Below are 10107 nucleotides of genomic sequence, written 5' to 3'. Positions count from 1 at the left end.
CTATTCCTATCCGTAAGAATAACGCATAGGCTGTGTCTGGTGAATCAAGGGGCTATTTCACAGGGTTCCTTGGCTATCGAGAGTTCAAGAAACAACTCAGGCTAATCCGGACGGCATGTTACATCGTTGCGGCTAGCCTTAGCGGATGTCGATTCCACGAATTGGCAAATGCGAAGAAAGGCTGCTATTACAGCACCGAGGCCGATGGTGAGCGCTACTGGTGGCTTCGTACTAAGTCATCGAAAACCTATGAGGGAAAAACAGAGTGGATGGTGCCTTATGCTGTGGTCCAGGCAATATCATTACTTGAGAGGTGGTCTGAGCCATATCAAGACCACCTAAATCAAGAGATTGAGCGTCACAAAAACGAAGATCCAACCGACATTCGAAGAGCCGAGGCCATGGATCATGTCGGATCGATATTTGTCGGTCTCGATATGCGCAACGGAAACCTTGTTCGCACCATAATAGTAGCTTCTATGAACCAAGACCTGAAGGAATTTACTGAATCCTGTGGCTTAGCTTGGCCACTTGCAACTCATCAGTTTCGGCGGAAGTTCGCGAACTATGTAGCTAGGAGTCAATTCGGAGATCTGCGCTATCTACGTGAACATTTCAAACACTGGTCACTTGATATGACCCTGAGATATGCCCTCAATGAATCGCAAGAAATGACGCTGTACTTGGAGATCCAGGACGAACTCGACGACATCAAGTTTGCGACCGTTTCATCTTGGCTTGACGAACGACAGCCACTTGCCGGCGGATACGGACAGAGCCTAGTGGATTGGCGTAACCGCAGTGAACCTATTACGATATTCAAGTCTAGATCTGCGATGATTCGCTCCATTGCGCAAAGCACACCGATCCGAAGTAACGGCCATGCTTGGTGTACCGCCGCCGACAACCTCTGTATCGGCAACGATCTCGAGCGTACAAGATGCGGGGATGGCTGTGACAATGCTGTCATTGGCTTAGCGCATCGACACATATATCAAGGCTTACACGACCAACTACGCGAGCTACAAGACCTAGATGAGATCGGACCTGGGGGCAGGGCCAGAGTGTCGCATGACTTGAACCGATGTATTAAAGTTCTGAGACACCTCGGCCATGATACGGAAGTTGATCATGGCGTCACGTAAGACGGCTGGGGTGCGCGAAAAGGAGTTGCGCCTGGCAGTCCACCGCATTGAACGAGGTCGCTCCCACTCCAACGCGAAGAGCCTAACTGTCTCGTCCGTTGCGCGAGAGGTAGGAGTATCTGCAGCCCTGATCCACAATCACTATCCCTCAATAGCTGAGCTAATTCGCGTTAAGCAAGGTGCTTCTAGTCGCCAGAAACGGGATGGTAAACAGTCCGAATTGCTAGTGCAAAAGAGTAAAAACTCCGAGCTACGGTGTGAACTAGATGAAATCCGCTCCCAGCTTGCAAAACTGGCGAGCATCAACGAAATGTTACTTATGGAGAACTCATCTCTCCGGGCAAGTCATGAAAACAGCAACGTCGTGAGAACTGCAAATTTTGGCAAACGTGATCATTCAGATCAGTGAGGCAGACACTTTCAGGTCACCTTTTCTGGACAATCAGGTAGCGTGCGCCTACTCGTGCAGAGCAAAGGTTGGCAACCAATGACGTCTCGGCAACAGTTCTTTAGGGAGAACGTAAACGCCAATTCTGCCCTCTTCTGGTACAGCAACGTGCCCAATATCATTATTTGCACCTATCGCGCCGTAGTTCTGGTCGCTCACTAACAACTTAAATTTATTCCAGTGAAACAATGGAAATGTGGGCGGATGTTACGCGATTTTCAGAAACCTTCTGCTCCCCCAAAGCGAAAGTTACCAAGTCAAATGCGCGGTTAAGAACTCTACGGAGACGAAAAGCTGAGAATTTGGATCCATGAATCGGGACAATGCTCAGGTAAAAATTTGGGAACCGACACCTTGAGATAGCATTGCACTAAGGCATTCCATAATGAAATTTGAGGGCATCTTCAATGTTTTTTAAAATAATGCTAAATTTTGAAAAATTAATATCGTCTTTATTTTTTTTTATAACATATTCAGCAAATAGATGTTTTCCATATTGCGTTGCTGGATCGAATTTATCAGTTCCACTAAAGACTTTTCCATTTAATTTCGTGCCAAGAATTTTTTTAGTAAAAAAATGCTCAATGGTTGTTTCTTTTCCACCGATTTTAGGGATGGGCACTACGTATAAATTGTCTTTAATTGGGTAAAATTTTAGACTACCGTCGACATTAACGGTGCTTTCGGTTACCTTTTTAATTACGGAAAATATTTTACTCGACCCTGAATCATTATCAATTAGAATTATGACAGGGTTACGTGAATCAATTTTTTTAAATCGCGAAAATTCATTTGCATAGTTAGCGATAAAATTTCCCAGATCGCCTGTTCCACCCGCGAGATGTAAAACCCTATCTGAAGTTTTTGAATAACTAAAAAAATCTATTAAACATTCTGAAATTTTTCCGGTAGTTTTAGCAAGCATTGGATGCGCGTCCGCTAGCGAGTGCAGTGCACATCGCACATATACGTTATCGGTTTTCCCTTCACATATTATTAAAGGCCGAACGGGCCTATAAAATTGTGTAAATAGGAGAAATGCACGGTAAACACGCAAATAGCCGTCCATTTCTTTAAGTTCAATCCTAGGAATGTGAGTTTCCGGAGGAATCTGTTCATTTCGCCGTCGTTCAAATAGGCGAACCGAATCAATAAAACTTAACATTCCCCTTAGCTGAGCGTCTGTACCGTCCTTAGTTTCGGTCGTCCATGCCCCAGTATCGTTACGAAAAGTCTTATTTATGGAAAAAGTGTCTTTCGTGATTAATGACGACACTTTGGCGCGAACATCACGAGAGTATTCTGACCGTATATTAACTTTAGTGTTTACAACGATTCCAGTCACGTCCTGACGACGGGTCTTGTATTGCATGCGGGTTTTCAAAGGATTAACCTGAAATCCGCATCGCACAATTTCGCGTACGACTTTTGGTGCTATCGCCCATTCAGTCGTCGTCCCAATCCTAGTTGCTATAAGCCCTGGAAATTCGCTCTCGTTTGTGGAAAACGTCAAATCATCTGCATATCGTGAATAGTGACATTTTGCCTTTGCTGCAAGTTGAACCATTGCAATGTCCAAAATGTGAGCAATTAGGTTAGATATTACGGGTGAACATGGGCTGCCTTGGGGTAATGTACCTTTATGACACGCAATCTGCGCTATCGTTCTGGCCATAGCCGTATTTAATCCAAACTCTCTATTTTTTTCAAAAAATTTCCAAACACGCCCGAAATTAATCGTATCAAAAAAATCTTTTAGATCGAGGTTGAATACATAACGATGTTTTCGATGCATTGCTGCATTCGTCATAATTGAATGTTTTGGTCGAAATCCGTGAGAAAGCGTATTTACAACGCCTCTATTCGCATCCGATTCAACCATACAATCATTTAAAAGGCTCGCAAGATGTTGTTGCAACCGCTTTAATTCTGGAATAGGCGCGCTGATTACCCGTGAACCACCTGAGCGTTTCTTAATAGTGAATTCTGAGTACTTGGCTGTATCAGGGACGCCATGCAATATGTACGCAAGGCCTTTGGATGTATAACCTAATATATGCCCCAAGTCATGCAGTGAGGTTGCACTTTTTAGACTTGCAAGTCGGCTCATATTTTCAAAAAGATATATTGTTTGGAAGGGTACTACGGATACTCTTTGGCAGAGCGAGCGATACACGGATATTGCTACGATGACGAGGGCAATCTCCCCTTACATTACTTCCCATTGCCGCGAAGCGCGACAAAAAATCTATCCGTAGACCCATTTCAGAGGATACAGTGAAAACGTGCGCTTGGTCAATACATGCACTTCGTTATACGGAAGTATTGGAGAACTGCTCGCTGCACAATTTTCTCAATGTAGGGGAATTGTCACTCTAAGCACTTAATATTGGCACAAGCGAAATAACGTAGCTTGTGCCCACCGTTGCATGGGCTCGTAAAATAGCGAAGCTAATACCTTTCGCATGTCGATTGCATCAAGGGCAAGCGCCACGACAGCAAGCGCCAGGAGAATTCATCCGATTGAAGTAAGTATGCTCCATATAATCTTGAACTGCGGCGTCTGGCAGCCGGTTGTCGTCGTTGGCAAGGTCAGCACGGCCTTGTTTCCATTCGAGCAATTAGTAGATATTGTTAGGCGCTCTTAGGCAGGAAGTGGATTGCCTGTATAAATGATAGTCAAAGATTTTGCACCACGGGTCATGGCAACATATAAGTCTTTTGCATCAAGACTATCGGCGTCCAAAATAATTACATGGTCATACTCTAAACCTTTCACTAACAACGTTGTACCAATGAGCTTCGTGTGACGGACTGGCCTGCCGGAGTGCCTCATATCACGCTGATAGAGCTCTGCTGATTCAATAAGGGTGTCGCCTTCACCATCGATGTGCATTTTCAAAACATGCAGGAAACGGTAGAATAAGTCCCTTCTATAAGGTGAAGTTTCTGGATTCTTCATCAACTCCATGAAGAAGGCTATCAGATTTTTCGTTTTTGGGTCACCCAGATAAAGATTAGCAGCCTTCAACATAACTGGATACTTCGTCGTTTTTATCTGATTGGCTACTTCGCCCTTTTTTGTGCCTGCTGTAAGAGCATTATTTACTCCTGTGAAACACTTCTTAGCAAAATCCAACGCATGAAGAAAGGCCACCTTGGAATTCTTGGAACTCTCAAGCTTTTTTATGATGGAATGAAGTGCCCTGCCTTCAACCTCTTCAATAGACGAGAACTTCCCGCTCAACATTCGAGCTAGTGCATGCGTCTTTTCTTTGAACCGTTGGTCGCCCCCATGAAGAGCGATAACTGAGCCATCGCTAGCAAACAACTTCATGAGTGAGGTGTGCTGTTTTTGAGGTAGGAAGTCGGGGTCAGCGTAGATACGCTTTACGCTAAACGGCACATCGTTGACCAAGTCAAGCTTCAGACCTTTTTCCAGCCTCTCACGGGACTTTTTTAACCAGGCGCCAAGCAAATGCGCTCCAGCATTTTCCCATCGCCATGGTGTCTCCAGCTTCCCAAGACACTCAAAGTAAGGATAAATACTAACATCCCAGTCGACCGGCTTCTGGCCATTGTCAAAGTCAAAAATAGCCTGCATGGGATCACCGAGGACACGACAAGGCAGGATGTCGGCTAACCTACACACAAGTGTATGTTGAAGGTCGGAACAGTCTTGATATTCGTCCACGTAGACGCCAGCATAGCTGCACAAAATAATGTGCCGTATAAACGCATTTGTGAGCAGGCCGGTGCAGGACTCATAGAGCTTGTCCCACTGCTTGCTTGATGGTGCGTCAATGTTCCAACCTGAACCCTTGGGATAAGCCAAGCAAAGTTTTAACGACCAACTCGCGATTGTGTCTATTTGATATAGGGCAGCTGGCACTTTGAGAGCGGCCATTTTGGCCTTGATTGAATTCACACCAGCGAACGTGTGCGTCAAGACCAGTTGCCGCTTACTGGCAGCCTTAACAGCCATGGCAATCAGATGGGTCTTGCCGTAACCAGCTGGGGCAATCACATATCCTTTGACCATGCAATTACCTAACGTGATTGCCAGGTCGTCAGACATTAGACATCCATTTCCACAGCAATTCAAGCTTCAAAGCCGTGTCCTTTTTTGAAAAATCAGGATCTGCAAACGCTGGGGTTATTGTGGAGAACCACTTGTCGCCTCGGGTAATATCTTTGAACCACTCCCCCTTCTTCGCAGCTAAGCCAATGGCCGCTCGCAGTTTCACAGTGTCTTTCCAAAGCCCCATGTCCTTGTCCAAGTCCTCTTGAAACTTTGAATGAATCTGGTTGTGGACTACATAACCCAATTCTTGAGCAAGCTTTACACTGGCAAGCACGCTGGCCCATGGCAAATCTTGGAAGATCCGTTGCTCCAACGACAGCTTATCGTCCCATACGTACACGGGCACACCAAGTTTTTCCAGTTCAGCCTTATCAGCAGGGGAGAACTGATCGTCTGCATCGGCGTCGGCAAACACGCATGCTTGATAGCAGAGCGAGTGAAAAGCTTTAGCCATTGCCTTAACTTTGCTGCCGCCCGCTGCATTGAGCAGGGCCACACCATGATAGGAAATGGGATCATCACCTTTCGCTAAATGGTAGTCATCAAAACCCCTTAGAAATCCAATCTCGGTGGCGCCTTCACAGACCACTACCTTCTTAGCCAGAAATGCTTCCGCGCTTGAACGAATTTTTCCTTGGACTTCGTGCTCTTTCAGGCTGTCGCTTGAGGCAGGAATAATTTTGACGACCCCGGCCTTGCTGTGGACAACATAGAGTTCACTGATGGTAAGCTCACGCAGCACAACAGGAGAATGCGTCGTCAAGAAATATTGCCCTCGCTTGTCTTCCCGCACATGCTTGATGAGGCGAGAAATTCGGTGCGGCTCCAAGCCAAACTCAACCTCATCAAACAAGGTGATGTGGCCATCGTCCAAACCTACTTGTTGAATCCCGCACAAGAGCATGCGCCGCGAACCCAAACCTAATTGACGCAGCGGTATGTCGCCGTCATGTAGGGCCAAGCCCCCTACCTTCAGGTTGATAGAATTTAAATCTAGGTGGGCTTGATACGAGGTGTTGACCGGCACGCCAAGGAGCTTGGCTATCTTTTGCGACTTCTCCGCAGCAGCGTCAAAATTCTTAAGCGTCACGAGGCGATCGACGTCCAACGACGTGCGGGCGGTCCTGGAAGCTGTAGCTAGGAGATCGTTTAGGCTTTGGGCCTCGGTCAGTTTCGCCAGAGCCGTACCTGTTGCCCACGATAGCTGCCTCTCACTGTAAGCGCCGATCAGCCCCACGCTGACCTTGTTGCGATCTGTTTGTTTGAACGGCACGCCTTCAGGGCTGCGATCAGTGAATATGACCCACTTGGGTTCTAAGTCCTTGCCAACAGTCAGGCGAACCGTCAGTACCGCCTCTAGGTGATCCGCCTCTTCATCAACGAGTGTCTGGGTTGCCTTATCCCAGCCGCGTTGATGATTGCCATATTTCTGCAACGAGCAGAAATCGGAAATCAAGTCACCAAAGGTTACTTCAATGACGATGGTATCCTCAGGCTTGCACTGGTGGAAATCTGCGTCAGTGAAAGTGGGATTCCATTGAGGGTAGAAGGCGTAGCGAATGGCCTCCAAGATCGTTGACTTGGAAGAGTCTCCCTTACCAATCAAGCAAAAAATATCGGTCGGTGGCAAACTCCATTCAAGCTCCTTAATGCCGCGAAAGTTCTTAATAGTTATTCTTCTAATTTTCACGCAGCGGAATCCTCAATTTTTGAAATTATCTGGCCGAACTTGGCCGGTGAGCGTAGAGGGTAACATCTTGCGTATCTGAAAAATACGCGAAATCTCACAAGCCTGAGTAGCTCCTATCTGGCGCGAATTGACAACCGAAAACGTTAACTACGAAACTACGTTGATTTATAAAGCTTTTCTTCGTATTAATAGTTAACAACACACCGAAATGTTCGACTTGCCCATTGCGCTGGGCATCCTGGCCGCCTCCGGCCAGTTGCCGGGCAACCAACTACACCACTACGAGTTCGCGGGCGAACTGTCGCTGTCGGGCCAGCTACGCCCGATCCGCGGTGCGCTGGCCATGACATTTGCCATGCAGCGCAGCCAATCGGGCACACCGCGCGCCTTCATCCTGCCGCAAGCGAACGCGGACGAGGCGGCTCTCGTCAGCGATGCCTGCATCTATCCCGCCCACAGCCTGCTCGAGGTCTGCGCGCATTTTGCCGCGCCCGCCAGCCAGACGGCCCTGCAACGCCATCAGCCCGTGCTGGCAGCACACGCTTTTGCGTATCCCGACTTTGCCGATGTGCAGGGGCAGCAGCAGGCGCGACGCGCACTGGAAGTGGCGGCCGCGGGCGGTCACAACGTCTTGATGGTGGGGCCGCCGGGAGCGGGCAAGACCATGCTGGCCAGCCGCTTTCCCGGCGTGCTGCCGCCCATGAGCGATGCAGAGGCGCTGGAATCGGCTGCCGTGCATTCGCTGGGCGGCCACTTCAAGGTGGAACACTGGAAACGACGGCCGTATCGCGCCCCGCACCAGACGGCGTCCGGCGTGGCCCTGGTGGGCGGCGGCAACGTGCCGCGCCCGGGAGAAATCTCGCTGGCACACTGCGGTGTGTTGTTTCTCGACGAAATCGCCGAATTTCAGCGCCGGGTCCTCGATGTCTTGCGCCAACCCATGGAATCGGGCGTCATCAGCATTTCGCGTGCGGCCCGCCAGGCCGAGTTTCCTGCCCGCTTTCAGTTGATCGCCGCCATGAATCCCTGCCCGTGCGGCTACCTGGGGCATGCTTCCGGCCGTTGCCGCTGCACGCCGGATGCCGTGCTCCGTTATCACAATCGCCTGTCCGGCCCGCTGCTCGACCGTATCGACCTGCAAATCGAAGTTGCCGCCATGCCACCGGCGGCGCTGGGGCGGCACGCAGGCGCCGGCGAAAGCACGCAGTGCATCGCCACGCGGGTAGCGGCAGCCTTTGCCCTGCAGCTGGCACGCCAAGGGAAAGCGAACCAGCGCCTGAGCAGCACGGAAATCGAACAGCATTGTCGCCTGGAGCCACATGGCGAACAATTGTTGCATGGTGCCATGGCGCGCCTGCACTGGTCGGCACGCACCTACCACCGGGTATTGCGCGTGGCGCGCAGCATCGCGGACCTGGCGGCCAGTCCCGCCATCACGCAGCCGCATATTGCCGAAGCGATCCAGTACCGGCGCGTGCTGCGTGAAATGTAAGGAGTGCAATGAACGCCACATGTGCGCGATTGCGCGTGATTGGCGGCGCTGCTACCATCTGCTGATGAAAAAACCATCACTCGCCCTCTTTCTGTCTACGCTCGCGGCCGTCAGCGTCTTGTCCGCCTGCAGTCCGAAATTCGACTGGCGCGACTATCGCAGCCCCGACGCCCAGTTCACGGCCCTGTTTCCGGGCAAGCCGGCCGTGCTGACGCGCGAGATCGATCTCGATGGCAAGAAGGTCAGCCTGAGCATGACGGCGAGCGAAGTCGATGGCAATACCTTCGCCATCGGCAGCGCCGTGCTCGACAGCGCAGAACAGGCGCAAGCGGCCCTGCCCGCCATGCAGACTGCCTTGTTGAAAAATATCAACGGCACTGTGCGCAGCGAAAAATCGGCATCGGCAGCCAGCAGCACTGCTGCCGGAATACATCAGCGCAGTTCGCTCAGCATCGAGGCCAGCGGCACGCAGCAAGGCAAGCCTGTCCTGCTGGTCGGCCGTTTTGTGGCACAGGACAAGCACATCTTCCAGATCATCATTCTCGGTGAGGAGCGCAAGCTGTCGCGTGACACCATCGACACCTTCATGGACTCGGTGAAACTGGATTGAGACTTAGCGATCGCTTAAACAGGCAGCTGCCTGGAACAGCCGCCCTTGTAAATACGTGTGTTGTCCAACACATGGCCCTATCCGGCTCGCAAATGTACCATCCGCGCAATCGAACGGCCTGTGCGATATTTCAAGTCGTGATATTGTTTCGACACTAACAACAAGTCTCAGAAAGCCCCTATGTTGATCTCATTCAAATCCAAATCCTCCCCTGAAGTGCTGATGTACCAGGAACATGCCCAGCGTATCCTCGACATCCTGCACAAGAATCCCACCCGCGGCGTCATTACGCCAACGGAAGCAGGCGATGCCCTGGCCCTGCTGGAAAAAGAAGTCGCGGAAAGCAAACTGCATCCGGAAAATGACATCGAACACGATACCCATACGCCGGAAACGCTGGAAGATGGCGAATCGGGCGCACATGCGCGCGCGCAAAAAGTACATTTTTCGCAACGCGCCTATCCTTTGATGGAGATGCTGCGCTCGGCCAAGGCGGAAGGTGAAAGCATCACCTGGGGCATCTAGTCCGATGAATGCTGCAGACGAAAAAAAACCCCGCATCTAGCGGGGTTTTTTTATATAACAAGCCTGACGATAACCTACTTTCACACTGGTTGCAGCACTATCATCGGCGCAAA

7 protein-coding genes are annotated in these 10107 nt (G+C 50.0%); 4 read left to right on the top strand and 3 right to left on the bottom strand.

Translation table 11 applies throughout. From position 1 onward, the window contains the following. Positions 1-161: 161 nt before the first annotated feature. Positions 162-1145: a hypothetical protein gene (locus K0F86_RS26950; RefSeq protein WP_219137187.1), complete on the top strand. Its 984-nt coding sequence runs from the start codon at positions 162-164 to the stop codon at positions 1143-1145. A gap of 818 nt (positions 1146-1963) precedes the next feature. Here the strand turns inward: K0F86_RS26950 and K0F86_RS26945 are convergent. The 3 genes from K0F86_RS26945 to K0F86_RS26935 all read right to left on the bottom strand — a co-directional run bounded on the left by K0F86_RS26945 (position 1964) and on the right by K0F86_RS26935 (position 7367). Beyond that, entirely contained in the window at positions 1964-3703 is a 1740-nt protein-coding gene (locus K0F86_RS26945; RefSeq protein ID WP_219137186.1) for a retron Ec67 family RNA-directed DNA polymerase/endonuclease, read from the bottom strand. A 534-nt stretch (positions 3704-4237) separates the two neighbouring features. Beyond that, positions 4238-5671, bottom strand: a complete 1434-nt coding sequence (locus tag K0F86_RS26940; RefSeq protein WP_219137185.1) for a UvrD-helicase domain-containing protein — start codon at positions 5669-5671, stop codon at positions 4238-4240. Next, positions 5664-7367: an ATP-dependent endonuclease gene (locus tag K0F86_RS26935; RefSeq protein WP_219137184.1), complete on the bottom strand. Its 1704-nt coding sequence runs from the start codon at positions 7365-7367 to the stop codon at positions 5664-5666. The genes K0F86_RS26940 and K0F86_RS26935 overlap by 8 nt, the downstream gene beginning before the upstream one ends. A 208-nt stretch (positions 7368-7575) precedes the next feature. On the opposite strand from K0F86_RS26935, the gene K0F86_RS26930 reads away from it, so the two are divergent. From K0F86_RS26930 to K0F86_RS26920, 3 genes are all read left to right on the top strand, one after another. Beyond that, positions 7576-8859, top strand: a complete 1284-nt coding sequence (locus K0F86_RS26930) for a YifB family Mg chelatase-like AAA ATPase (RefSeq protein WP_257572408.1) — start codon at positions 7576-7578, stop codon at positions 8857-8859. 64 nt (positions 8860-8923) lie between these two features. Next, positions 8924-9469, top strand: coding sequence for a hypothetical protein (locus K0F86_RS26925; RefSeq protein ID WP_257572407.1), 546 nt, complete (start codon positions 8924-8926; stop codon positions 9467-9469). Between the two features lie 180 nt (positions 9470-9649). After that, positions 9650-9994: a DUF1840 domain-containing protein gene (locus tag K0F86_RS26920; RefSeq protein WP_141171650.1), complete on the top strand. Its 345-nt coding sequence runs from the start codon at positions 9650-9652 to the stop codon at positions 9992-9994. The last annotated feature ends 113 nt before the right edge of the window (positions 9995-10107 follow it).

It is taken from the genome of Janthinobacterium sp. UMAB-60 (genome assembly GCF_900095235.1).
GTDB lineage: Bacteria > Pseudomonadota > Gammaproteobacteria > Burkholderiales > Burkholderiaceae_D > Janthinobacterium.
Note: the sequence above shows the minus strand (reverse complement) of the source record. Positions and strands in the feature narration are given on the sequence as shown.

Excerpts from the sequence above, each read along its gene's own strand:
- K0F86_RS26920 (WP_141171650.1), top strand. The coding sequence starts at position 9,650 with ATGTTGATCTCATTCAAATCCAAATCCTCCCCTGAAGTGCTGATGTAC.
- K0F86_RS26930 (WP_257572408.1), top strand. The coding sequence starts at position 7,576 with ATGTTCGACTTGCCCATTGCGCTGGGCATCCTGGCCGCCTCCGGCCAG.
- K0F86_RS26945 (WP_219137186.1), bottom strand. The coding sequence starts at position 3,703 with ATGAGCCGACTTGCAAGTCTAAAAAGTGCAACCTCACTGCATGACTTG.
- K0F86_RS26925 (WP_257572407.1), top strand. The coding sequence starts at position 8,924 with ATGAAAAAACCATCACTCGCCCTCTTTCTGTCTACGCTCGCGGCCGTC.
- K0F86_RS26940 (WP_219137185.1), bottom strand. The coding sequence starts at position 5,671 with ATGTCTGACGACCTGGCAATCACGTTAGGTAATTGCATGGTCAAAGGA.